Consider the following 25,800-nt stretch of genomic DNA (forward strand, 5'->3'; position numbering starts at 1 on the left):
AATCATCAGTGCGGGATGCGGGATGCGGGATTCAAATTCAAGATTCAAGATTTAAGATTCGAGGTTCGAGATACGGGGTGCGGGATGCGGGATTCAAATTTAAGACACATGATACGGCTGCTGGTAGGAATCAAATCTTAGCTGGCAGACAATAAACCGTTCACAGAAAGCTTTTACCGTGCTTTTGATTAAAAAAAAATGAATATCCTTAATTAGTAATAACCTAGTTTTTAAAAGTTTGATTGTCATTCCGATGGAATCTAAGCTGCTATATTTTAATGTGTTGAGATTCCTACGGAATGACAAAGTTACTGCTGATCTTAGATTATAATCAAAAACGGACAATCGTAAAAAAAAATGATATATCTGTGGCGTCCAACACTCAATATCATTCATCATTCATCATTCATCAATCATCAATCATCAATCATCAATCATCAATCATCAGTGCGGGATGCGGGATGCGGGATTCAAATTTAAGATACATGATACGGCTGCTGGTAGGAATCAAAATCTTAGCTGGCAGACAATAAACCGTTCACAGAAAGCTTTTACCGTGCTTTTGATTAAAAAAAATGATATATCTGTGGCATCCAACACCCAATATCATTCATTATTCATCATTCATCATTCATCAATCATCAGTGCGGGATGCGGGGGTTTTAAATTCAAAATTTACAGCTGAAAAATTAAATTTCAGTTGTGGGAAGTGGAGATTTTGTGCAGTGGTAGAAGACGCGGTATTTTGTGCAGAAATACGGTACTGCACAGGAGAGCGACACAGACAACCGATTACACAATTAGTTTTGGATTCTGTCGCCTTGTCCCTGTCCGCTTACGGTAGCAAAAATGTATCTGAAATAGTCTGAGAGGGTGAGGCTGCTGAGCATCTCGGCATCTTTTTCTGCAAGTTTTACGGGGGTAGACATGTCGATTTCTTCTATCTGTGCCAGTCCTGTAATCCCGGGAACGGCATTGTATACGCCTCTTCTGTCGCGCTCTGCCATCAGTTCGGTCTGATTAAACAGGTTGGGTCTTGGGCCTACCAGACTCATATCCCCTTTCAAAACGTTGATCAACTGGGGAAGTTCATCTAATTTGGATTTTCTTAAAAAGCTTCCCAGCTTCGTAATTGTTACGTCTTTTGCAAGATGGGTAGCAACAGACTTTGTATTTACCGGCATTGTACGGAACTTGATGAGTCTGAAAGGTTTTTTATTGCGCCCCACCCTCTCCTGAACAAATATGGGTGAACCTGTATCAAACAGACCTAATATGTAGACTATTAAACCGACAGGCCACAAAAATAAGAGCCCTACAAATGAAAAAAGGAAATCGAATATTCGTATCATCACAAAGTTTAGTTTTAGTTTTGGTTTTTAAGGTTTAGAGTTTAAAAGGTCAACTGACTATTTTACGTTTTTTGAAACTCTTTATTGTTTTTATCAGTCCTTCTCTTGCTGAGTAGGGAAGTTTCTCAATTCCCAGGGGAGACTTAATTTTCTGATTGCACACTACATAAGACTCAGTGAGTTTCTGTAATCTTTCCGAATTCAAAGGAAGTTTTAACCTGTCTCCTATGCTGGCAGATCTCTGAATAAAGCTCTTTGATACGTTCCACAGTTTTGCTTTTTTATCCAAAGCCAGATTCACAGTTGAAATCAGATCGTTGGTAGAAAGGGCATCATCATCAGCAAAATTGTAGATTCCAGACTCCAGATCTTTTTTCAGAAGCATCTGATGTATGAGGTAATTTAAATTATCGATTCCCAGAAAGGATCTCTGGTTGTGGAAGGCTGCCAGTGGCCAAGGAATGCCTTTTTCAACAATCTGATAGAGAAGATTGAGATTGCCTTTATTTCCGGGACCGTGGATCATGCAGGGACGGATGATAAAAACCTGCTTATCTTCAGGCAGATTTTCCATGATGTATTTTTCAGCTGCTTTTTTAGACTTTCCGTAGGGCGTCTGTGGATTGGACACCGAAGATTCCGTTAAAATCCCTTCCACAGCATCTGCAACTGCCTTTACTGAGCTGAAATAGAAAAAATATTTCATTTCGGAAGCCAGAAACTCATTGTACAGCTCAATGGTAAGATCACGGTTGATTTTAAAATAATCTTCCGGTACCGAAACATTTTTGGTGTCATGTGCTTTGCCGGCAAGATGGATCATCACATCTGATGATTTGCTGACATTATTTTTCCAGTCTTTATTTCTTAAATCAAGACCCTCTACTTTATAATTTTCCTTCTGCAGATAGGTTGAAAGATTTTTCCCAACAAATCCTGAAGCTCCTGTAATGACAATGTTCATATTTATTTCTAATAATGAGGGACTACTACTGCTTTGATTCTGTATTCATACATTCTTTTCTGCCTTTATTTCTGCAGAAAACCTATAAGCTTCCAAACAATTCTGTATTTCACTTTGAATGGCGAGAAGTCAATCTGATTTCCGTTGAACGCTTTTCCTACCTCGCTGGTAATGGTGCGGTAACTGGAGATGCCCGAACTGCTGGCTCCTCCGGTAGCCATAGATGTGGTAATCACGCCTGAATACTTCCAGGTAATATTATGTTTCAGGAAATACCTGATAATCAATTCGTAGTCGGCAGCAATTTTATATCCCAGAATGTAGACACCAAGGTCGTCAAAAAGTTTTCTTTTAAAAAATACTGCGGGATGAGGGGGCATAAAACCGATTTTAAGTTTTTCAGGATTCCACCTTTTCGAAGAGTATCTTCTGATTGTCTTGCCGTTTCTGTGTTGGAGAATATCTCCCGTACATGCATCTACATGGTTGCTCTGGAGAAAAGCAGCTATTTTCTCTATCGTCTTTGTTTCATGAAAAGTGTCATCTGAGTTGAGAATACCTACATAATCTCCTGTGGCCATTGCAATTCCTTTGTTCATGGCATCGTAAAGCCCTTTATCCGGTTCAGAGATCCAGTGAGATACGGTATCGGGGTATTTTTTGATAATATCGACTGTGGCATCGTGAGAATTACCGTCAACGACGATATATTCAATATCACCATATGTCTGTGATGCCACCGATCGGATGGTATCTTCTACGGTAGCTGCGGAATTGTAGCAGACCGTAATTATCGAGATTTTCATTACAGTTTAGTTAGAGTTTTTATTTTAGCAGTTTATTAATCTGCGGTAAGGGGGTAATTACTTTATATTCCGTTGGTTTTGAGTCATCACGTAATTTATTCCTGACCATCTAAAAGATATACAAGAGAGGGTCTCCCTCAAGATTCTGATCCTCTAAAATAGAAATAAAATCTCAGGAAATATCTATGATTATCACAAAAAAATGAGCGTTGATGCACCTTCCCATTAGAGTTTCCTTTTAAATCATTAAATACCTTTAAATAATTCATAACAAGTTGATTAGAATGATTATTTTTAAATAATATCAGAGTTTTATGTTTACAGTTTTATTTTATAATTTTTTAGTATGTAGCTTTTAATCATATTTATATCACGTCCACAATGTTTTTTTATTTCGTACACCTTTGCGTCAACTAAAGTTCTGTACCACCATCCTTGTAGAAAATTCCAAAGAAATCCTTCTTTACCATCTAGCAAGCCAAGTTTAAAAAAATATCTGTACACAAAATACATCATTGCCCTCAGAAAAAGCGGACTCTTAGCATACTTCAACTTCATTTTTCTCTTTTGCTTTGCCTGCCCGTCCAGATTAGTACGATGCTCATTTCCAAGTATATTATATTCTACATCCAAAAGGTCAATAGCTTCGCGGATGGAATAGCTGTTGTGCTTATCTGTCCACCATCCAATTGTATTGAGATTATTATCTGCAAAACGAACATGCAAGTCCTCCACCCTACCCGATTCTAACTGAATATGCTCATCCATCCAACGGATTTCGGAACGTCCTTTTCCGTTGCGGAATAAGCGAAGCATTCTGATTTGCGGCATTCTTTTCATTTCCCTACGCATAAAGAACCGCACCAGCTTTAAAGTAAATCCTGAAACTTCAGCATCTGCAGTTTCCATGGCGTTACGAAGCTGTGCAAAGTCTTCTTTATACAGATATTCGTCTGCATCAAGTCTTAAAACCCAATCTGTTTTTATCTCACAATTGTCTAATGCCCAGTTGAACTGTACTGCATGATTAGTCCACGGATTCTGATAAAATCTGCAACTGTTGGCATTTGCTATCTGTTCTGTTGCATCTGAAGAAAAAGAATCTACCACCACAATATCAGTACAGACTTCCTGCAACGAAGACAGACATCTTTGCAAATGTATTTCTTCGTTGTAGGTTAATATAATAGCTGTTAAAGAAAGCCTATGATTCATTCATCTTTTTTTGCTGCAAAGATAATTTATACCTTTTGTTTTGAATTGCGACATCCCGTAATTGCGATAAAAAAACATTTTTTTTTGATTGTTATTAAATTTACCATTAATGCAATTGTCGTTTAACATAGGTTTCGTAATAATTTAATACCTCGCTGATGATGGAATGTTTTTTTGAAATTTATGAAAATGACCCAGCATAGCAAATCAATTAAATTTATTCCAACGAGAATCTAAGCATTCTTGTAATTGAATTTGGTCAATATAAATAGTACAATTGCAGTAATATCTAGCGTAAGTTATATATCATTCCAAGTAATTAATCTGTTACTGGATTCCTTAATGAGATTAGAAAACAATATAATGTCTTTATACTCCCGTAATCGCCATTTGTCGTTATACCCAGGATGAACTCCTATTTCTAAGGTATGTTCATTGTCTAATGACGAGATAATTTTTAAGATCTCTTTCCCCCAGTCAACATCAAATGAGTTTGTTGGCATGTAAAAATAGTCTGTTGACAAAAATTTTTTTTTAAGCCCCGAATCCATCTTATTATTTATTGCATTTAAGAGTTTTCTTTTTAGCCCAGCCTTATCAACAGTACTTAAAAAAGTATCTTGACCTTTTCTCACTTTTTTAATATTAAAATAATTGATTGCCTCTTCGATCGCTTCCTGAAAGATTGGAAATTTATGAATATGACCGTGAGAATCAACATGTGATACAGAAACAGATGAATCCAGCAATAAGCCTATTTGTCGTTTTGTTTCTTCAACTATTTCTTTCTTATTTAATAAATTAAGAAAAGATTTTATTCTTATCTTATTTGAAGGTAAAAACACGTCATTTTTCAACAAAGATTTAATTTTATCGGGATTACTAACTGGCCTTAATCTGTCAACATAGGTGAGATGTACACCAAAGCTATACTGAGAATTTTCTTTTGCATATGCTAAAGCATCTTTTGTAGAAGACATCGTTGGCATTATGGTAGCGCTTGTGAGAGCTCCTTTTTCAAAACAGTCAATAGTAGCTTTCAGCGTATCGTTATCAAAACCGAAATCATCTGCGTGTAGGATAATTTTCATCAACTTAAATTTTATATGAAGTCTCAATTAATTTTTCATCCAATAAAAGTGAAGTGTCATTAATACAATACAGTACCTGGTCATTATCCACACTATCTTTTACAAAAGGTAACTCATCAAACACGTCAGCAATAGGCTTATTTTTAGTTGTCTTTTTCAGCAACGCATTTATTTTCTTTATTGCTAATTCATCTGCTATTTTTTTTAAAGAAAATACCATAGCATTTTCGACCTTCTTTTTGGCAACCCTACAGGAAATTACTAAGTCTACGATTTTCAATGTTTCATCTTTAATTTTAACAGAGATAAATCCAACTAAGCCGTAATCGCCATATTTGTCTGTGCAATTAAAAGAAAAACACTTATAATCCGAATCAATTAGCAATTTATCATATTCTTCTATAGTATATCTGTTCGTTGATAAATTTAACTGATTAGACCTTGACAATAGTTCAAAACATCTCTCTTTTTTTTCAGGAGAATCTATGTTGCTAACCTCTAACTTAATATCAAGATTCTTGATGTAATCATCATAATTATCATTAAATGTCTGTTTTAACTCATCTCTTTTGGCCTCCGTTAAATATGAGAGTCTTCTTTTTTTGCTCATCTCTGTAATTGGAACATCGAATTCGGCGAGATTCAGAATTTCATCTATTTGATTTTCGTTGAATATTCTAATCATTGGCAGATTAGCTCTAACCTCTTCTCTTTCTCTGACATTATCATCTATAAAAGCAAAAGTATCAATTCCAATATTTAGCTTTTTAGCTATTTGTTTTAAATTCTCACTTTTTTGTCCCCAATTGATTGCAGGATAAACAAAATAATCAGCAATACCCAACTTCTCTAAAACCGGATAGGCATCTTCATAAGAATTTTTACTGACTATCGTATTAATTATACCTCTTTCATCTAATTTTTTAATAACCTCTATTGCATTTTCATTTAATTGAATGCCATTCTGACCATCTTCAATCAATACCCCATTCCATAAAGTATTATCTAGATCCCAAGCTACGCATTTAACTTTTTCAGCAGGTTTTAAATTTTCAATTTTATCTTTAGTTTTTAAATCCTTTTCTTTAACCTTAACGAAATCAAGCCAAGTAAATATTAATTTTGATTTAATCTCTGTTGTTGGAGAAACTAATATTCTTGTTTCTTCATTATTCAAAATATTAAATTTTACGTAAGGAATTTTGATTGAATTGATACCCTGTTTGATTATCAATATTTCAGAAAATAAAATTTTGGTTGTAGAATACGCCTGCAGCATTACCTGAATATCTGAATGGTTTTCAGAAAAACACTCAAATAAGAAATAATCCGGTTTGCTTTGTTTAACATTTAATTTTATAAATGATAAAAATTTATTTTTATAAAAAACATAACCTCTCAGAAGCATGTATTTAGGAGATATTTTTTTTAGAATTTTTGATAAATAATAAAAAAAACCTGAAGCCAATTTATCTCCTGCTATTATAAAATTCAATTGGTTGGTAGAGACCATTGTCGGCGAAATTACTGTTTCTAATTTTCCCCATTTTTTAAACTCGCAGGCAATCCCAAAATTGAAATATCCTTTATAATTGTAATCTCTTACCAATCCATTTTTTATACGCACACACTTCAGGTCTTCTCTTTTTTCATATATAAGACAAGTTGTGTAACATAACGGGACGGCACATTCTATGCAATGCTCCTCCCAATTTAGTAATGAAACTCTATCTATATCTTTTTTTTGAAATTTACTTTCAATTTTTGCGTGACGCTGTCTAATTGATTTACCTTTAAATAAAATATCATACATATATTTATTTTTTATTTTTATTTTATTTCTCTTGTTTTTAGAAATCTGGCTGGATTCCCACCCACTATTGTCCAAGGCTCCACACTCTTAAAAACAGAAGATCTGGCTCCCACTACGGCGCCTTCGCCAATTACTACACCCATACCGATAAATGCATCAGCACCAACCCAAACCTGACTTTTAATAATAATTGGTTTGAATAGTAGTTCATGTTTAGCACTGGTAATATCATGTGATGCAGCACATAAATATGATTTCTGAGATACCGTGGCGTAAGCTCCAATTATAATCTTACCTACGTTATAGCAATCTACCTCTGGAGCTAAACAGCTGTATTCGGCCATCTCTAAATTCCATGGCTGATAAATTCGTACTGATGAATTAATAACCGCTGTACTATGAACTTTGGCACCAAATAACCGTAATAAAAAAATCTTCCAAAAATCCCCGATTCCCCTAGGTAAGGGTCTCGCAAAGAGAGTCCATACAATCGACCATACCATTCGAGCAAGTTTATTTTTTCTGCTTAATTTATTTTGATATTGTGACAAAGTAATTTTCTCATTATTCATACTACAAAATCTGGTTTTTGTGTTTTATTAATTATCCAGTCATAAAGCTCTAAAAATTGCTTTCCCACTGATTCTATTGAATATTTATCTTCTACAAGCCTTCTTCCATTTTTTCCCATTTGTTCCAGTTCTGAAGAATCTTTTTGAAGAAATTCCTCCAATGTTGTTCGAAGTGAATCAACTCCGACATCAATCCAGGCTCCGGCTTTATAATCTTTCAAGTCTATCCACGGTGTACCTTTGGTTGTGATAACAGGAATACCACAAGATAATGCTTCGGCTACTACAATTCCAAAGTTTTCACTGTAGGTTGGCAAAACAAATAAATCGGCGTTATGATAGCTTTCAAGTTTTTCAGTTCCGAATTTAGAGCCTATGATATCAATTTTATCAGCGAGTTTTTTTGAGTCTATCTCCTGCTTCAGTTTGTTAATATAGGCTTGATCACCATTTCCAGCAATCTTTATTTTCCAATTCTCTTTTATGCTTTCATCTAATAATTGCCAGGCTTCAATCAAGATTTCAATACCTTTTTTAGGATGAATTCTGGAAAGAAACAAAATTGTTTTATTAGTTTTATTGTGATATTCTTTCTTTGGATAGTCGTCGAGATTTATTCCATTAGGAATTTTGGCAATGGGATTTTTATAACCTAAATTCCTTATGCTGTCAACTTCCATTTGTCCAGTTGCATGAAGACACGTTGCTGATTTTAAATCTTGATGTTGATACAGTATCATCGCCAATTTTTTCTTGTGTCTATTTTGTTGCATTGACCAAGGTTCCAACATTCCTCGCACAGAAATAATATAAGGTTTCGATTTTTTACGGGCAGATTTTGCCATTTGATGAATAGGCAAATTCCAGATTCCATGACCATGATATAGGTCAGCATCTTTCTTTTGCAATTCAATATTCAGAGTTTTGGAATAATCCAAAAAACTGGGCTCTAAAAACTTCAGATTAATTTTTTTATTTTCAAATTTTTTATATAAAGGATTTGATGATTCCAATGTCAACAGATCGATATATTTTATTTTATTAGACATTGCCAATGAATCAACAAGAACTGTAATACTTCTTGCAGGTCCTCCAGTTGTTTCATCGATTGAAGATATACAATGAATTACTTTCACAGTTTTATAAATTTAAATTTGCTACTTCGGATTCTCTTATAATAAAATTACTTTATGAGTTATATTATAATTTTAATTATAAATTGTCTTATTTGACAATTTTCCAACTTTATAGTGCATCTGTTGCTCAGTATAAAAATTATTTACTGCCAACCATTAGATTATCAAGCAGGAAAACTGTATGTTTATGAGTTATATTATAATTTTAATTATAAATTGTTTTATTTGACAATTTTCCAACTTTATAGTGCATCTGTTGCTCAGTATAAAAATTATTTACTGCCAACATGAATAACATGAATGAGGTAATTAGATTACCATATGTTGTTCCCCCAATGTAGGTTACGAAAACTAAAATAAACCAGTATGAAGAGAATGATTTTTTTAGATTTTTAGATTTAACTAAATAAAAAATTATTAAGCATCCATATAATACATAAAACAGCGCACCTACAAAACCTAAATCTACTAAAGTCACGACCAATCCAGACTGAACTGGTATTATAGTATTTTTTTCAATTTGACCTGGTACATGAAAACTGTATTGTCCAATCCCATAGCCAAAAAGTTGATAGATCGTTTTATCCTCTGTAAAAGTTTCCCAAATAATTACTTCCTGACGATCATTTTCTAATTCATCTTGAGCTCTGCCGAATGTTCTATTTTCCAAAGCTGACCAGAAACTATTATTATTAACATCTACATCGACAGACTCCTTTAAAAATGAATAGGACAACAAGGATCCAATTATAATTATTACAATACCAACGAGCTTAGGGCGAATATTAAGCTTATAAAAAACAAGAAGACCCGCTATTGACAATATTACAGTTATAAGTGCAGAGGATGAATATGTTTGTTGAACTACAAAAAAGCCTAAAGCCAAAAAAATTAGATGGTATGCACTATTTACTCTTATTATTCCCCTAAAATAAGAAAAGAAAGACATTACCAAGTAAGGTGCGACCAAAAAACCAAAATTCTTGGGTTCACCCGCAAAGCCATAAATACGCTGTACTATATCTCCTCCAAAATTAGCGACAACTTCTTTATTTTCGTTTATTCCATCAGTTCTCAAAATTGGTGCAAATTCAACTCCTATCTTATTAAATATGTAGTGTATAAGTCCAGTTATTATAGCTATTTCTACAGCTATGCAATATTTTGGGAAAATTCTTGTTGCAAAACCTCTTTTAAGACCAGAACCGTAAAATAATAGAAGTATAGCAGTAAGATAACCAAAATCTTGAATTAGCAATCTTTGTATCGGATTAACTGAAGCTGGTAATGGACCAGGTAATATCAATGCTATAAGGCTACTTACAATTATCAATATAAGTAATAATATTGCTATAATCTTGATTATTAAAATTTTATCATCTTTTTTTGCATCAAATCTTAACATACTAACAAGCATTCCAATTGACACTACCTTACTTGGACTCCAAATAGTAATAGCAAAATAAAAACAAGTTCCGAAAACAAGCCCAAAAAAATATAATATCAGTAACGATTCATGTCTTTTCTGTATAACAAATTTTATTGTTAGTAGCAAAAAAATAAAGAATCCTATTTGTTGTAATAAAAACCAGATCATTTATAATGAGTTTAAAAGCTCTGAATATTTTTGTGCTGCAATCTCAAATTTAAAATTACTGGCATAAGCAATTATTTTATTTCTGTCAACTTTAAAATTATTCAAATTAAGAATGGCTTCTTTCATTTCATTAATATCAAAAGGATCAAACAATAATGCAAAGTCATTTGCTATTTCAGGCAGAGAAGTAATATTAGAACAAGCAACAGGTATTCCTTGTGAAAAAGCTTCGATTACAGGCAAGCCAAACCCTTCATAGAAGGATGGAAAAATAAGCCCTGAACTATTTTTCACTAGTGTTTTCATTGTGTAATTATCTTGAAAGGGAATTGTTTCAATATCATCTCCTAATTTACTTTTTAAAAATAACTGATCTTTTTGAAAATTTCCAACAATTAATAATTTAGGGATATTAGGATTAACTTTCAATGCCTCATCATATGCTGCAAATAACCCTTTAATATTTTTTCTTTGAGATATATTACCCCACCAAATGAAGTATTTTTTTTCTTTAAAATTGTAAATAGAGTTATCTACAAACTTTTGATCAAACCAGAAATCATCAATACCATTATAGATAACAACTGTTTTACTGTCATTATTAGGAAATACTTTATGAACATCATTTTCTGTATATTTTGAGATACAAACAATTTTATTCACAAATTTAAAAATATATTTTTTCGACCACTTCGAATGTAATTTCCAAAACAAGGCAAACTTAATTGTAGAAAAGCCATGAATTGTAGATAAATCGGCAATAGAGTTAATTTGAACGCCTTGAAAATTTTTAATGTATTCAGGATTGCCAGGATTTAGAAATACATCGAAAGTTCCATCCAATTTAATTGAAGATAAACAAAGCATACTTTTAATTGCTACTACTTTTCGAGGGGCATTCATATGGACAACGCTGACATTAGTTTGCTCATGCAGTTCCCTGTAAAAAGATTGTAATAGTGGAGACTTCGGTATATTTCGATAGAAAAAAACAAATTTATCTTCCTTCCTTAGCTTTACTAACGCTAACATCATTCCTCTAACTGGAAATCCAGATGTAAAAGCACTAAAACAATCTCCAGATACTGCTATTTTCATACTAACTATTATCTTTTAATTTCCTAAACCTATTTTCAAAATCTTAATCTAACAATAATTTTATTTACTACTACTTATAACTTTAATGGCCAAATTATAGTTTATTTTCAGCAAATAGATAATTAACTTTCTTTTCCATGTCAGTAAGTGTTTAGCAGATTTATAATTCACCTTTATAACCTTTTCTATAAAATTCGAAATTTTCGGTGTCTCTACACTTTTATCTAGTAAAATTCTGAGCACAACATCCAGATTGAATTTTGACCATTCAATATTTACTGTTTGTAATAGGTTATATTTTCGCAATTTTTCTTCGACAGCTATTGCATATTGCACCATGTATTCACCCAAGATATTTCCTTGTTTTGTAATAGAGCCTACTCGTTGATAATAATAATATAATGGCTTCTTCAAATAAAAAATTTTTGGTTCATTTTTCAAAGCTACTTCTAATAATAATAGAGTATCTTCTCCCATCATCCGTTGATCGACAGGATGGGATACGGAATCAAAAACAGATTTTTTGTACATTTTCCCCCATATCGTACTAGACAAATCTGATGTTAACATTGATTGAACCACCTCAAGACCAGAGATATTTTGTGTAATATTATGTGTCCCCAACCTTTGCTTTCCTGAATCCCAAATAGCTGTCATATCATGGATCACAATGTCTACATCATTTTCTTTAAATATATTAAGACACTCAGAAATACTGTCAATATATAAAAAATCATCACTATCTAAAAAATAGATATAATCACCTTCTGCTTTTTCAAGTCCATCTTTTCTAGCTTTTGCAAGTCCCTCATTGTTTTTATCTATAAATTTAATTCTAGAATCAATCTTTTGATACTCTCTAATTTTTGCTAAAGTTGCGTCTCTACTTCCATCATTAATAATTATTGCTTCCCAATTATCATAATTTTGACGTACACATGATTGTAAACATCGTTCAATATATTCTTCTACATTATATGCAGGTATTATAATTGTTACTTTCATCTAAATTGAATTTTTTTGTGTATTATCTTATGGCTGACACCATACCTTATTTATGAATTCCTCTAAATCGTTTTCTGATTACAGAAGTAAAATACTGTAACGTTTCATTTTTAAAAAGTGCTGCTATTAATAGATACGAAATCAAACCAACGATGCTTCCCAATACCAACTGAGAAAAATTGTTCGTAACATGATAGGTGGTTAAATAGATTAGTAGACCTGAGCACGACGACATTATTAACGCAGGCAGTATATTTTTTAACTGTTGAATCATACTTGTAGATAAGATTTTAGCTGTAAAATACAGGTTAAAAGAAATATCAAGAAATGATATAAAAACAGCCCCCCAGCACATAATATTGACTCCGCGAGGTAATGTAATTATTAAAACAATTATAGCAAAAAATTTATTTACAATTTGCAATTTTAAGAGTAAACTAGACTTCCCTAATGCTTTAATTAATGAAATATTCACTTCATAAATGGGGCTCCACATAGTTGCAAAGCACAGTATTTGAAGAAGAACAGCGCTTGCGATCCATTTTTCTGTAATAAAAAAAATTATCAATGGCTTTGCTAAAACTGCTAAAAAAATCATTATCGGAAACGTTACAAAAGAAACAGTTCCAATCATTTTTTTATAATTCTCAAATAAATCTTTTTCATCGTGAATACTGCAAAAAGAAGGATATGTCACTTTGCTAATTAGCGATGTGATGATTGATGTTGGAAGAAATGCATATCCTTGCGCTCTTGTAAACAGTCCTAAAGTTGATGCGTTATAAAATTTACCTATAACGATGGAATAAATATTCGTATATGCAGCTTCCATTAAAGAAACCCCTAATAATTTAGAGCCAAAATCGAACAATCCTTTAAAAGAGCTTAATGAAAACATAAAAATAGGTTTCCAATTTGAGAATATCCAAAGAAAAATACATCTAATTACAGCACCAAAAATATTACTATATATTAAAGACCAAACTCCATATCCATTATATGCTAGACTTAGTCCAACTAAACCTTGAATAACAGCACAAATAATTGAAATTAATGCTGGGGTTTTGAGATTTAAATATATTTGAAATCTTGTATATTGAACATTGCACAATGCATTAAAGATTAATGGAATAGCTACATATTTGGTTATTTTTTCCAAATCTTGCATATTGTAGAACTCAGCTATTTTTGGAGATAAAATAAACAAAAGCAGATAAACACTAATACTGATTGCAATATTAAAGAAAAATACAGTTGAATAATCAATTTCTTTTCTGTCTTTTTTCTGAATTAGTGCTGCTGTAAAACCACTATTGATTATGATTTCAGAGAAAACCATAAAAACTGTAAGCATTCCAATTATCCCATAATCAGATGGTGCTAGAATTCTCGCCAAAAATATTCCATTTGCGAAACGAACACCTTGCAATGAAATGTTTTCAATAGAACTCCATGCGAAGCCACTTGCAATTTTATTTTTGGTTTTCATCAAATTTTGGTATTGCTCGAAGTAATGTATGAGCATTATACATTTCTGTAATTATTTTATGATTAGATTCTTCGGTATTTAAATTATGGCACACTATAGAAATATTTATTAAAATATTGCTTAATTCCTCATGGTCTGTACTATTGTAAATAATGGGGTTATTCACTTTTCCCTTAATATGGTTGAGAGATTTAACACCGTCAGAAACAATAACAATCTTATTAAGTTGCAAAGCATCTAATGGAGGTATGCCAAAAGGCTCAAATATTGAAGCATGTATATAAATATTAGAAGCTTTCATATATTTAATATAAGTTTCATCTTCAATCCATTCTTTTACAACTATATTATCTGACAGTTTTTTAAATTCATTTTTATAGAAATTATACTGAGGACCTCCCCCAACTATGGTAATTTCAAATTCATCTAATTTATTTACTTCTTTTAATACACGAAAACTATCAATGACAATCTTATACCCCTTTCTTTCTATAAATCGATTTGCTATAAAAATTTTGATTTTATCAAAAATGACATTTGGTTCTGATTCAAATTCAAAATTATGAGCATATGGAAATACTCTCACTTTACTGTCTTTAATCCTGTATTTTTCAATGAAGAATTCTTTTGTTGAATAACTCGCAGCAAATAAATAGTCAGCAGATTCTATGATCCGCTTTTTTATAAAGCTATGGAACTTGCCTTGATTTTCTATTTCTGGGTAGTCAGTAAAAAATGCAGTTTTCGTATTCGTAAACTTCAATAACACACAGTATAGAATATTTATTTTTTTAAACCAACCTCCGAATACTATAAAATCATAGGTTTTAAAAAAACAAAGTAAATCTCTAAATGAAAAATCATCATTATAGAAAGCATCCTTAACACGGTAATTCTTCCATTCTTTTTCAGAACTTTTTTTTTTAAAATATAAGGCATCAACCTGATGATTCATGCTTAAAACCTCAAGCCATTTATCTATATATGGAGCTGGATGGTTTGTAGTTATTAGTATTCTCATTGTTCATGTAAAATATAAATCTGTAATAATAATATTTGCAAAATTTAATTTAAGCTATTCCAATTTTTCTTTTCGAATATTTTTAATTTCATAAAGAGTACTTTGCGTCTAACTTGTTATTTGCTTTCGATATAAATCAAATTTATCATTCTCTCACAAATTTTAATAAAGCATATTTCATTTCCTAAGACATTGAGTTTAGAAGTGGAGGATCACCAATAAGCAAATCTATTTCAAAGTTATGTAGTATTGAGGTTTTAAAGAAACTCCTGCTGTTAAGACTGTTTTCATCGAGAGAGATGTGAATATTATATAAAGGATCATAAATTTGATCACTAGTTTTCTATTTACCACTTAAATTTAAACCAGTTTCTCCAGCTTTTTTTCTCCGGAGCACCATATCCATAGCCATATTTGTATCCATATCCATAGCTGCTGTTGGAAGTATCCACATCATTGAGTACAAAAGCTGCATTTCTGATTTTATTTTTTTCTATCTGAGTATTGGCAAAAGAGATCAGTTTTTTCTCGGTATATCCTGATCTTGCTACATAAATCGTAATATCTGCAACATTAGCAATCAGAAATGAGTCTGTTACCAGCATTAGTGGTGCGGTATCGAGTACAATATAATCGTATTGTAATTTTACGCTGTTCAGCAATTCTTTATACCTTCCGTTGGACAGCAAATCTGTAGGATTGGGCGTTACAGCTCCGGAATAAATAACATCACAGTGCGGGTTGAATGTGGAGACATGCGTAATTTCCTCTGCCGTCACCGTTCTGTCGTACATGAATTCTGCAAGACCGGCAAGGCCTTTTCTGCCTTCGTTGTACCTGTGCAGCTGCGGGTTTCTGATGTCTGAACCGATGATGAGCACCTTCTTTCTCGGCGTTGCCAGTGTGAGCGCCAGGTTGACTGATATAAATGTTTTTCCTTCGCCCTTTACGGTAGAGGTTACCAGCATTACTTTTGCCCCTTCTTTTTCGGGAAGCATAAAGCTCATGTTGGTAATTAAAATTCTGAATGCTTCTGCCATCGGCGAGAGATCATTGAACTCAACCAGCTCGGGCGCCCCTTTCGGAAGTGAAGGAATCTCGCCAATTAACGGTTTTCCATGGGAAAGTTTATCCAGATCTCCTGCAGACCCCACTTTATTGTTGAGCAGCCCTGTAATATAAACGATGATAAAAGGAATAAGTAAACCGATGATAAAAGCTCCGAGGTATACCATCTGTTTTTTTGGTGAAACAGGAATTGGTGCGGTAAAGGCATAATCTACAATTCTCGCTTTCGGTGCTGCAATCGCCAGTGAAATTGCCGCTTCTTCCCTTTTCTGAAGCAGCAGGAGGTAGAGTTCTTCTTTAATGGTCTGCTGACGCTCTATGCTTCTGAACATTTTTTCCTGAAACGGCACTTTCGAGATTCTTCCGCTCAGCCTGTTCTGTTCGCTCTGGATAGCGCCTCTGCTGATCTGAAGTGCCGACCGGGTTCTGTTCAGGCTTCCGATGATGGACATGCGGAGGTCTGAAATCTGCTTTGTCACATCCTGAACCACGGGATTGAGCTGCGTGGAGCTTTCCAGCAAACGGCTTCTTTCGGTAATTAGCTGATTGTACAGCCCCATATTCATGGAAGTTTCAGAATCGTTTAAACCGATATTCAGCGGTAAAATCTGGTTGGAATTCTGTTTGCTGAGATAGCCCAGTAAACTGTTGACCACTTCCAGCTGAGCTTCGTTCTCAATCTGATCCTGTCTGGTTTTTGCAGAGGTCTGTAACGAAAGTTCCGCTTCGCTGCCGATATCGGCAATATTGTTTTTTACTTTGAAATCTTCTTTCTGGCTTTCCACCCTTCCCAGCTCCTCACCAATGAGTCTCACTCTCCCGTCGATGAACTCGGCTGTTTTTTGGGCTTCAGAGTTTTTGTCGAGTACGGCTTCCCGGTTGTAATTCACCGCGAGTCTGTTCAGAATATCTTCAGATTTATCGGGAACTTCGTTTGTGATCGACAGTTTCAGTACGGTGGTTTCCTTTTCTACCACATCCACTTTCAGAGCACCTGAATAGGATCTTGCCCTGTTCATCCCCGACATAAACTGAAGGCGGAAGGTATGGGTGGATTTGAATGCAGAACCGTCTGTATTGACGTTCTTCTGGAACATGATCACCCCAAAAGGCATAGCCAGCGCCTTGTTGAAACCTGTTTTGATGTTCTTTTTATAACCTTCAGATTCCAGTATGATTTCGTCATTCTTAATGGTAGCAAAAACAGGCTTCGTTGGATACTTTCCTTTTCTTTTTTCACTGATCACCCGTACCGTGAATGGTGCAGAATCTTTGTACAATTCAACTTCCTTGATCTTTCCCTGAGAATAGATATTGGTTTCAAGCCCCAGCTCTTTTACCACAGAAAGCATGAGGTTGGCAGATTTTAAAATCTGTTTTTCATTGCTCACCGAATTGGAATTCATGCCGCCAATGCCGCTGATCTCTGAAATAACAGACATTTCGGGCTGCCCTGAGGTGGATTTTTTCACTTCCTTAATCAGAAGCGTAGATTCTGTACTGAAAACCGGTAAAGAGTATCTCAGAAAAAACCATGCTGCCACCAAAGCAATAAAAACCCCGATCACGAACCAATACCATTTGGAAAGGTACGGCCTGAACTGTTCTCTGAGGTCAAGAACTTCTTCCTGCGGCTGGTCTTCAAAATTGAACTGATCCACTGTTTAGTTTAGTTTAGTTTAGTTTAGTTTAGTTTAGTTTGTGTTAGTTTTTAGTCAGCGCCAAAACTCCGATGACCAGTGATGCGATTACCGATGCTACTGAAATATAAAGACCTGTATTCGGGTCTACTCTTGCTGCTTTCTCTCTGTTGGCATTAGGCTGCACATAGATAATATCGTTCTGCTTCAGATAATAATACGGTGAGTTGATGAAACCGGCTTTCGTAAGATCTATTCTCTCTTTTGTAATCTGACCGTCTACATTTCTGATGATCAGTACATTGTTCCTGATTCCATACGGTGTAGTATCTCCCGCAAGACTCAGTGCATTGAGAATATTGGCATGGCCGTCAGGAATTACATACATCCCCGGTCTTGCCACTTCACCGGTTACCGATACTTTGAAATTCACCAGCTTTACATCTACAACCGGATCTTTGATGTATCTGCTCAGCAAGCCTGTCAGTTTTTCCCTGAAGGTTTCAATATTTTCACCCTTAGTGCTGATTTTACCCAGCTGAGGGAAAATGATATTACCGTCTGTATCTACAAAATAGGTTGGTCCGGAAGCAGGAATCTGCTGTGGTATGTTGTTCGAATTCGGTGAAGAATACTGGGTAACCGTAGCGGATGAAGAATAGTTTTGGTTGAAGGGTTGCACAGCGTCCATATCACGTGCAGAAATCTTTACGATAAGCTGATCTCCGGGCTGAAGACTGCTGCGGCTGTTTTTTATGGCATTGTCCAGCGACACAGAGTCTATATCGGTCATGTAGTTGATTTCCTGTCTCGGTGTACAGGATGCCAATACAAGACCTGTAAAGCCATAAAGGCAGAGTTTTCTGAAATTCATTATTATTTTATTGTTATTCAACAGTCATGATTCTGATATCTGGTGATCAGGAAGCTGCCGGATTGATGTTGGTTTCTTTTTTCTTGTCTAAATGTTCAAATTCAGAATTGTTGCTAATATATTCAGGTACCAGGGATTTTAATAATCCTACGACCTCATTTTTGTCTTTTTTCATTGCAGAGCGTATGAGCTTTACAAAGTGCTCATCCACCATTTTGAAATCTTCACAGTAATCTTTGCTGATCATGATTTTCTCTGTGTGTGTAGGAACCGTAGTGGAATTATCGCTGATGAGTTCCTCATAGAGTTTCTCCCCAGGTCTCAGACCAATAAAAGTGATTTTAATATCTTCATCCGGAATGTAGCCTGAAAGTTTTATCATCCTTCTCGCAAGATCTACAATTTTCACAGGATCACCCATATCGAAAACATAGATTTCTCCACCATCTCCCATTGTACCTGCCTGCAGTACCAGTTCGCAGGCTTCGGGAATGGTCATGAAATAGCGGATGATATCCGGATGGGTAATGGTTACGGGCCCTCCTTTCAGAATCTGTTTCTTAAAATGTGGGATTACAGAACCGTTGGAACCCAAGACATTTCCAAATCTCGTGGTAATAAATTTGGTGACATTGCCCTCGGTATTCTGTAAAGACTGCACAAAGAGTTCTGCCGCTCTCTTGGAAGCTCCCATTACATTTGTAGGATTTACCGCTTTATCGGTAGACACCATCACAAATCTGTTGACTTTGTATTTCTTTGACAGTAAAGCGACGTTTTTCGTCCCTAAGATATTGACAAAAACAGCCTCATGCGGATTTTCTTCAATCAGAGGGACGTGTTTGTAGGCAGCGGCATGATATACCATGGAAAAGCTGTATTCCTCAAATATTTTTTCAAGCCTGTAACTGTTTGAAATATCCGCTAAGATGAATTTAAAGTTCTGTGCAGGAAACTTTTCCAACAGCTCAAGTTCCAGATCATACAGCGGGGATTCCGCCTGATCCAGAATGACAATGTTGGTAGGATTGAATTCTGCGACCTGTCTTACAATCTCACTGCCGATAGAACCGGCACCTCCGGTGATCAGTACATTCTTCTCGAAATGTCTTTTCTTCACCTCTACGTTCTCGATCTTAATCGGTCTTCTGTTGAGTAAATCTTCAATCTGCAGATTTCTGATTCCACCCACCAGGTCCTGATCTCTCATTTTTCCAATGGTTGGCGCTTTTAAGACTTTTAGGCCACTGTCCAGAGACAGGTTCATCCATTCCTCGAGTTCTTTTTTACTCATGATTTCTTTGATGAGCAAGACCGCATCAAAGTCTCTGAGGATTTTGGGACTACTGAAAAAATGTTTCTTGCTGTAGATGTTATGTCCCAGAAGTACGGCTCTTTTAGAATCCGTTCTGTTGGTGACAAAACCACCTAACCTGTACGGGTAGTTGGGATTGTGCATAATGGCTCTTGCGAGAGCGACCGACACATCTTCTACGCCTACTACAGCAATATTCAGTGTAGATGGTGCCCTGCTGAAATCAACCAATACATTGAAAAATCTTTTGGTAGCCATTCTGAAGAAAAACAGGAAAGACACCGAAACGAAGAAAAACAGAAAAATATTGGGATACAGAAACAGCGGTTTACCTCTTACCAGATAAAAAAAGTAGTTTAAGACAATGAGTGCTATTAAGCTGCTACCTGAAGACAGAAGTATTTTAAAAAAGTCGAAGAAAGTAGAATGTCTGATGATTCCGGCATAGGTGCGGAAAATAAACATAAATACAACATTAACCGCCAGAACAATAAGGATCTTTACCGGTAAAAGATTCTGATAATTGAGTTTAACATTGAGCTTCAGCAGAAAGTAATAGGAAATAAGAACAGAGAAAAATACGAAGCCAAGGTCAAAAAACAATACCATCCATCTGGGGATGTATCTTACCCGTGTAATTCTCAATAAGTTATCACCGGCATATAATGCTCTCAAACCATCGCTCAGTTTATTCATCAATGTATTTAGAATTGTATTTACTTAACCGCAAATTTATGAATATTATTGTTAAATAATGGATTTTTGTTTCATTTTTAGAAGATTTCCATATAGCGGTTTAAAGCATTAATAATCAATATTATACAGCAGAAACTTCATGACCACAGGAGGTGATAATTCTCATTTTGAAGATTAAAGAAGGGAATGTTGGGTGATGGGTGATGGATGTTGGGTGGTGGGTGGTGGATGCTTGATGATTGATGATTGATGATTGATGCTGGATGCTAGGTGCAGGGTGTTGGATGATTGATGATTGATGAATGATGTTGGTTGTTGGGTGTTGGGTGTTGGGTGTTGGATGATTGATGATTGATGATTGATGATTGATGAATGATGAATGATGTTGGTTGTTGGGTGTTGGATGATTGATGATAGATGATGGACGCCACAGATACATCATTTTTTTCAATGAAAAGCACGGAAAAAGTTCTCTGCGAATGGTTTATTGTCTGCCAGCTAAGATTTTGATTCCTGCCAGCAGCCCTATCCCGTATCTTCAATTTTGAATATTAAATCCCGAATTTTAAATTCTAAATTTTGAATTTCGCATCCCGCACTGATGATTGATGAATGATGAATGATATTGGGTGTTGGACGCCACAGATATATCATTTTTTTAATCAAAAGCACGGTAAAAGCTTTCTGTGGATGGTTTATTGTCTGCCAGCTAAGATTTTGATTTCTGCCATCAGCTATATCCCGTATCTTCAATGTTGAATATTAAATCCCGAATTTTAAATTCTAAATTTTGAATTTCGCATCCCGAGCTAATGATTGATGAATGATGAATGATGAATGATGAATGATATTGGGTGTTGGACGCCCCAGACATATCATTTTTTTTAATGAAAAGCACGGAAAAATCTCTCTGTGAATGGTTTATTGTCTTCCAGCTAAGATTTTGGTTCCTGCCAGCAGCCGTATCCCGTATCTTCAATTTTGAATATTAAATCCCGAATTTTAAATTCTAAATTTTGAATCCCGCATCCCGAACTAATGATTGATGAATGATGAATGATGAATGATGAATGATGAATGATATTGGGTGTTGGACGCCACAGACATATCATTTTTTTTTAATCAAAAGCACGGTAAAAAGCTCTCTGTGAATGGTTTATTGTCTGCCAGCTAAGATTTTGATTCCTGCCAGCAGCACTGATGAATGATGAAGGATGAATGATGAATGATATAGGGTGTTGGACGCCACAGACATATCATTTTTTTTAATCAAAAGCACGGTAAAAGCTTTCTGTGAATGGTTTATTGTCTGCCAGCTACGATTTTGATTCCTACCAGCAGCACTGATGAATGATGAATGATGAATGATATAGGGTGTTGGACGCCACAGATATATCATTTTTTTTAATCTAAAGCACGGTAAAAGCTTTCTGTGAATGGTTTATTGTCTGCCAGCTAAGATTTTGATTCCTGCCAGCAGCCGAATCCAGTATCTTCAATTTTGAATATTAAATCCCGAATTTTAAATTCTAAATTTTGAATTTCGCATCCCGCACTGATGAATGATAAATGATGAATGATATTGGGTGTTGGACGCCACCGATATATCATTTTTTTAATCAAAAGCACGGTAAAAGCTCTCTGTGAATGGTTTATTGTCTGCCAGCTAAGATTTTGATTCCTTCCAGCAGCCGAATCCCGTATCTTCAATTTTGAATACGTACCTCGAATTTTGAATCTTGAATATTAAATTTTGAATTTTGTATCCCGCATCCCGCACCCCGTATCTCGCATCCCGAACCTTGAACCTTGAATATTGAACCTTGAACCTTAAATCTTAAATCTTGAATTTCACACCCCGCATCCCGCATCTGGCACCCCGCATCAAAATAAAAAAAACCCCAATCAAATAAATGATTGAGGATTTGAATAAAAAACTGGCGGCGACCTACTCTCCCGCTTTCGCAGTACCATCGGCGCTGGTGGGCTTAACTTCTGTGTTCGGAATGGGAACAGGTGAGCCCCACCGCTAAAACCACCCTAAAGGCTGTATATAACGTAGGGATGTACTGTTGTATAATGTATAAAGTATGTAAGCGTTGTGCTTTACTCTGTACATTGTACTTTCATACATTCTACATAATTTTATCGATAAAAACATTCACAAAGAGAGAACCTGAGCGGCGCGGATTAACGCTGCCAATTAGGCTATAAATCTACGGGTAATTAGTACTACTCGGCTATGCTGTTACCAGCTTTACACCTGTAGCCTATCAACGTGGTCATCTCCCACGACCCTTAAAAGATGTCTCATCTTGAGGCGAGTTTCGCACTTATATGCTTTCAGTGCTTATCTCTTCCAAACGTAGCTACTCAGCGGTGCTCCTGGCGGAACAACTGATACACCAGAGGTTTGTTCAAATCGGTCCTCTCGTACTAGATTCAAGCCCTCTCAAACATCTAACGCCCGCAATAGATAGAGACCGAACTGTCTCACGACGTTCTGAACCCAGCTCGCGTGCCACTTTAATGGGCGAACAGCCCAACCCTTGGGACCTTCTCCAGCCCCAGGATGTGACGAGCCGACATCGAGGTGCCGAACCTCCCCGTCGATATGAGCTCTTGGGGGAGACTAGCCTGTTATCCCCGGAGTACCTTTTATCCTATGAGCGATGGCCCTTCCATACGGAACCACCGGATCACTATGTCCTGCTTTCGCACCTGATCGACTTGTAGGTCTCACAGTCAAGCACCCTTATGCCATTACACTCTACGCACGGTTACCAAGCGTGCTGAGGGTACCTTTGAAAGCCTCCGTTACTCTTTTGGAGGCGACCACCCCAGTCAAACTACCCACCACGCAGTGTCCTTCAATTAAGAAGTTAGGCTCCAAGTAAGTAAAGGGTGGTATTTCAACGTTGACTCCACAAACACTGGCGTGCCTGCTTCATAGTCTCCCACCTATCCTACACATTACTTACTCAAAGTCAATACGAAGTTATAGTAAAGGTTCACAGGGTCTTTTCGTCCCATTGCGGGTACTCGGCATCTTCACCGAGACTACAATTTCACAGAGCTCATGGTTGAGACAGTGCCCAGATCGTTACACCATTCGTGCAGGTCGGAACTTACCCGACAAGGAATTTCGCTACCTTAGGACCGTTATAGTTACGGCCGCCGTTTACTGGGGCTTCAGTCAAACGCTTCGCATTGCTGCTAACGCCCTTCCTTAACCTTCCAGCACCGGGCAGGTGTCAGACCCTATACTGCATCTTTCGATTTTGCAGAGTCCTGTGTTTTTGATAAACAGTCGCCTGGGCCTTTTTACTGCGGCCACCATTGCTGATGGCGTCTCTTCTCCCGAAGTTACGAGACTATTTTGCCTAGTTCCTTAACCATGATTCACTCTAGCACCTTAGGATTCTCTCCTCGACTACCTGTGTCGGTTTATGGTACGGGTTGCTTCACTTCGGCTTTTCTTGGAAGCACTTTCCCTACAGCAACTTCGCCCGAAGGCTAGGTCTTGACTATTCCGTCAGTCTCCAGTAAGTACGGCACTCCGTCCCCTTTTTAGTGTGAGCAAGTATGGGAATATTAACCCATTGTCCATCCACTACCCCTTTCGGGTTCGCGTTAGGTCCCGACTAACCCTCAGCTGATTAGCATGGCTGAGGAAACCTTAGTCTTTCGGTGAGCGGGTTTCTCGCCCGCTTTATCGTTACTTATGCCTACATTTTCTTTTCTGTCCGCTCCACAATACCTCACAGTACTGCTTCGGCGCAAACAGAATGCTCTCCTACCAGATACAGTCCCGTGACTGTAAATCCATAGCTTCGGTAATATGTTTATGCCCGATTATTATCCATGCCGGACCGCTCGACTAGTGAGCTGTTACGCACTCTTTAAATGAATGGCTGCTTCCAAGCCAACATCCTAGCTGTCAATGCAGTCCAACCGCGTTGCTTCAACTTAACATATATTTGGGGACCTTAGCTGTTGGTCTGGGTTCTTTCCCTCTCGGACATGGACCTTAGCACCCATGCCCTCACTGCCGACCATCATTTATTAGCATTCGGAGTTTGTCAGGAATTGGTAGGATTTGACTCCCCCGCATCCAATCAGTAGCTCTACCTCTAATAAACTGTAAATCGACGCTGCACCTAAATGCATTTCGGAGAGTACGAGCTATCTCCCAGTTTGATTGGCCTTTCACCCCTACCCACAGGTCATCCGAAGACTTTTCAACGTCAACCGGTTCGGTCCTCCACTTTGTGTTACCAAAGCTTCAACCTGCCCATGGGTAGATCACAAGGTTTCGCGTCTAATCCTACTAACTATGCGCCCTGTTCAGACTCGCTTTCGCTCCGGCTCCGCACCTGAAGTGCTTAACCTCGCTAGTAAAATTAACTCGTAGGCTCATTATGCAAAAGGCACGCCGTCACCCAACTTGTGGGCTCCGACCGCTTGTAGGCGTACGGTTTCAGGTTCTGTTTCACCCTTCTATTCGAAGTGCTTTTCACCTTTCCTTCACAGTACTTGTTCACTATCGGTCTTTCAGGAGTATTTAGCCTTGGAGGATGGTCCCCCCATATTCAGACAGGATTTCACGTGTCCCGCCCTACTCATTTATCACTTTAATATGCCTTTCATATACGGGGCTATCACCCTCTTTGGCTGTTCTTTCCAGAACATTCTATTAAACATATAAAAGCTTTTGGGCTAATCCGCGTTCGCTCGCCACTACTTACGGAATCTCTTCGATTTCTTTTCCTCAGGGTACTTAGATGTTTCAGTTCTCCTGGTTTGCTCTCCTTGCGGAGTGACATGTCTTCAACATGCCGGGTTGCCCCATTCGGACATCTCGGGATCAATTCGTGTGTGCCAATCCCCCGAGCTTTTCGCAGCTTACCACGTCCTTCTTCGCCTCTGAAAGCCTAGGCATCCGCCATACGCCCTTAACGATTTCTTTCCTAATTTGTTGATTAGTTCAGTATTTTTTAATCAGCATTGCTGCCAATAATATTTTTGTAAACTCAAGCGCTTTTCCG

At 36.4% G+C, this 25,800-nt stretch carries 17 protein-coding genes and 2 rRNA genes; all 19 read right to left on the reverse strand.

Annotation, left to right across the window (positions count from 1 at the left end):
• Positions 1-800: 800 nt before the first annotated feature.
• Positions 801-1,352 carry a sugar transferase gene (locus tag NG809_RS05320; protein ID WP_262148698.1) on the reverse strand — a complete coding sequence of 184 codons (552 nt, stop codon included), beginning with the start codon at positions 1,350-1,352 and terminating at the stop codon, positions 801-803.
• Positions 1,353-1,401: 49 nt separating this feature from the next.
• Positions 1,402-2,316: an NAD-dependent epimerase/dehydratase family protein gene (locus NG809_RS05325; RefSeq protein ID WP_262148700.1), complete on the reverse strand. Its 915-nt coding sequence runs from the start codon at positions 2,314-2,316 to the stop codon at positions 1,402-1,404.
• A 65-nt stretch (positions 2,317-2,381) separates the two neighbouring features.
• Complete coding sequence (locus NG809_RS05330; RefSeq protein ID WP_262148702.1) at positions 2,382-3,122, reverse strand: glycosyltransferase family 2 protein; 741 nt, start codon at positions 3,120-3,122, stop codon at positions 2,382-2,384.
• Positions 3,123-3,440: 318 nt separating this feature from the next.
• Positions 3,441-4,337: a glycosyltransferase family 2 protein gene (locus NG809_RS05335; protein ID WP_262148704.1), complete on the reverse strand. Its 897-nt coding sequence runs from the start codon at positions 4,335-4,337 to the stop codon at positions 3,441-3,443.
• A gap of 299 nt (positions 4,338-4,636) precedes the next feature.
• The gene (locus tag NG809_RS05340) at positions 4,637-5,428 is read right to left on the reverse strand and encodes a ChbG/HpnK family deacetylase (protein ID WP_262148706.1); all 792 of its coding nucleotides are present in this window, start codon (positions 5,426-5,428) and stop codon (positions 4,637-4,639) included.
• 4 nt (positions 5,429-5,432) lie between these two features.
• Positions 5,433-7,241: an HAD-IIIC family phosphatase gene (locus NG809_RS05345; protein WP_262148708.1), complete on the reverse strand. Its 1,809-nt coding sequence runs from the start codon at positions 7,239-7,241 to the stop codon at positions 5,433-5,435.
• Positions 7,242-7,258: 17 nt separating this feature from the next.
• Entirely contained in the window at positions 7,259-7,813 is a 555-nt protein-coding gene (locus tag NG809_RS05350) for an LbetaH domain-containing protein (protein ID WP_262148710.1), read from the reverse strand.
• Positions 7,810-8,949 carry a glycosyltransferase gene (locus tag NG809_RS05355; protein ID WP_262148712.1) on the reverse strand — a complete coding sequence of 380 codons (1,140 nt, stop codon included), beginning with the start codon at positions 8,947-8,949 and terminating at the stop codon, positions 7,810-7,812. Before NG809_RS05355 ends, NG809_RS05350 begins: the two co-directional genes overlap by 4 nt.
• Before the next feature lie 205 nt (positions 8,950-9,154).
• Positions 9,155-10,546: a hypothetical protein gene (locus NG809_RS05360; RefSeq protein ID WP_262148714.1), complete on the reverse strand. Its 1,392-nt coding sequence runs from the start codon at positions 10,544-10,546 to the stop codon at positions 9,155-9,157.
• A complete protein-coding gene (locus tag NG809_RS05365; protein ID WP_262148716.1) occupies positions 10,547-11,644 on the reverse strand; it encodes a glycosyltransferase family 4 protein in 1,098 nt (365 codons plus the stop codon). It lies immediately after the preceding gene.
• A 60-nt stretch (positions 11,645-11,704) separates the two neighbouring features.
• Positions 11,705-12,649: a glycosyltransferase family 2 protein gene (locus tag NG809_RS05370; RefSeq protein ID WP_262148718.1), complete on the reverse strand. Its 945-nt coding sequence runs from the start codon at positions 12,647-12,649 to the stop codon at positions 11,705-11,707.
• A gap of 46 nt (positions 12,650-12,695) precedes the next feature.
• A complete protein-coding gene (locus NG809_RS05375) occupies positions 12,696-14,138 on the reverse strand; it encodes a lipopolysaccharide biosynthesis protein (RefSeq protein WP_262148720.1) in 1,443 nt (480 codons plus the stop codon).
• Positions 14,122-15,159: a glycosyltransferase family 4 protein gene (locus tag NG809_RS05380; RefSeq protein ID WP_262148722.1), complete on the reverse strand. Its 1,038-nt coding sequence runs from the start codon at positions 15,157-15,159 to the stop codon at positions 14,122-14,124. The genes NG809_RS05375 and NG809_RS05380 overlap by 17 nt, the downstream gene beginning before the upstream one ends.
• A gap of 347 nt (positions 15,160-15,506) precedes the next feature.
• Positions 15,507-17,888 carry a GumC family protein gene (locus NG809_RS05385; protein ID WP_262148723.1) on the reverse strand — a complete coding sequence of 794 codons (2,382 nt, stop codon included), beginning with the start codon at positions 17,886-17,888 and terminating at the stop codon, positions 15,507-15,509.
• A gap of 43 nt (positions 17,889-17,931) precedes the next feature.
• Positions 17,932-18,741, reverse strand: coding sequence for a polysaccharide biosynthesis/export family protein (locus NG809_RS05390; protein ID WP_262148725.1), 810 nt, complete (start codon positions 18,739-18,741; stop codon positions 17,932-17,934).
• Between the two features lie 46 nt (positions 18,742-18,787).
• Entirely contained in the window at positions 18,788-20,752 is a 1,965-nt protein-coding gene (locus tag NG809_RS05395) for a polysaccharide biosynthesis protein (protein ID WP_262148727.1), read from the reverse strand.
• A 121-nt stretch (positions 20,753-20,873) separates the two neighbouring features.
• On the reverse strand, positions 20,874-21,194 hold the full coding sequence (locus tag NG809_RS05400; protein WP_262148729.1) for a hypothetical protein: 321 nt from the start codon (positions 21,192-21,194) through the stop codon (positions 20,874-20,876).
• Positions 21,195-22,687: 1,493 nt separating this feature from the next.
• Positions 22,688-22,795 (reverse strand): 5S ribosomal RNA (gene rrf, locus NG809_RS05405).
• 163 nt (positions 22,796-22,958) lie between these two features.
• Positions 22,959-25,721, reverse strand: a 23S ribosomal RNA gene (locus NG809_RS05410).
• Positions 25,722-25,800 lie beyond the last annotated feature (79 nt).

This window comes from Chryseobacterium foetidum (assembly GCF_025457425.1).
Classification (GTDB): domain Bacteria; phylum Bacteroidota; class Bacteroidia; order Flavobacteriales; family Weeksellaceae; genus Chryseobacterium; species Chryseobacterium foetidum.

Excerpts from the sequence above, each read along its gene's own strand:
- NG809_RS05320 (WP_262148698.1), bottom strand. The coding sequence starts at position 1,352 with ATGATACGAATATTCGATTTCCTTTTTTCATTTGTAGGGCTCTTATTT.
- NG809_RS05325 (WP_262148700.1), bottom strand. The coding sequence starts at position 2,316 with ATGAACATTGTCATTACAGGAGCTTCAGGATTTGTTGGGAAAAATCTT.
- NG809_RS05330 (WP_262148702.1), bottom strand. The coding sequence starts at position 3,122 with ATGAAAATCTCGATAATTACGGTCTGCTACAATTCCGCAGCTACCGTA.
- NG809_RS05335 (WP_262148704.1), bottom strand. The coding sequence starts at position 4,337 with ATGAATCATAGGCTTTCTTTAACAGCTATTATATTAACCTACAACGAA.
- NG809_RS05340 (WP_262148706.1), bottom strand. The coding sequence starts at position 5,428 with ATGAAAATTATCCTACACGCAGATGATTTCGGTTTTGATAACGATACG.
- NG809_RS05345 (WP_262148708.1), bottom strand. The coding sequence starts at position 7,241 with ATGTATGATATTTTATTTAAAGGTAAATCAATTAGACAGCGTCACGCA.
- NG809_RS05350 (WP_262148710.1), bottom strand. The coding sequence starts at position 7,813 with ATGAATAATGAGAAAATTACTTTGTCACAATATCAAAATAAATTAAGC.
- NG809_RS05360 (WP_262148714.1), bottom strand. The coding sequence starts at position 10,546 with ATGATCTGGTTTTTATTACAACAAATAGGATTCTTTATTTTTTTGCTA.
- NG809_RS05365 (WP_262148716.1), bottom strand. The coding sequence starts at position 11,644 with ATGAAAATAGCAGTATCTGGAGATTGTTTTAGTGCTTTTACATCTGGA.
- NG809_RS05370 (WP_262148718.1), bottom strand. The coding sequence starts at position 12,649 with ATGAAAGTAACAATTATAATACCTGCATATAATGTAGAAGAATATATT.
- NG809_RS05375 (WP_262148720.1), bottom strand. The coding sequence starts at position 14,138 with ATGAAAACCAAAAATAAAATTGCAAGTGGCTTCGCATGGAGTTCTATT.
- NG809_RS05380 (WP_262148722.1), bottom strand. The coding sequence starts at position 15,159 with ATGAGAATACTAATAACTACAAACCATCCAGCTCCATATATAGATAAA.
- NG809_RS05390 (WP_262148725.1), bottom strand. The coding sequence starts at position 18,741 with ATGAATTTCAGAAAACTCTGCCTTTATGGCTTTACAGGTCTTGTATTG.
- NG809_RS05395 (WP_262148727.1), bottom strand. The coding sequence starts at position 20,752 with ATGAATAAACTGAGCGATGGTTTGAGAGCATTATATGCCGGTGATAAC.
- NG809_RS05400 (WP_262148729.1), bottom strand. The coding sequence starts at position 21,194 with ATGATGTATCTGTGGCGTCCATCATCTATCATCAATCATCCAACACCC.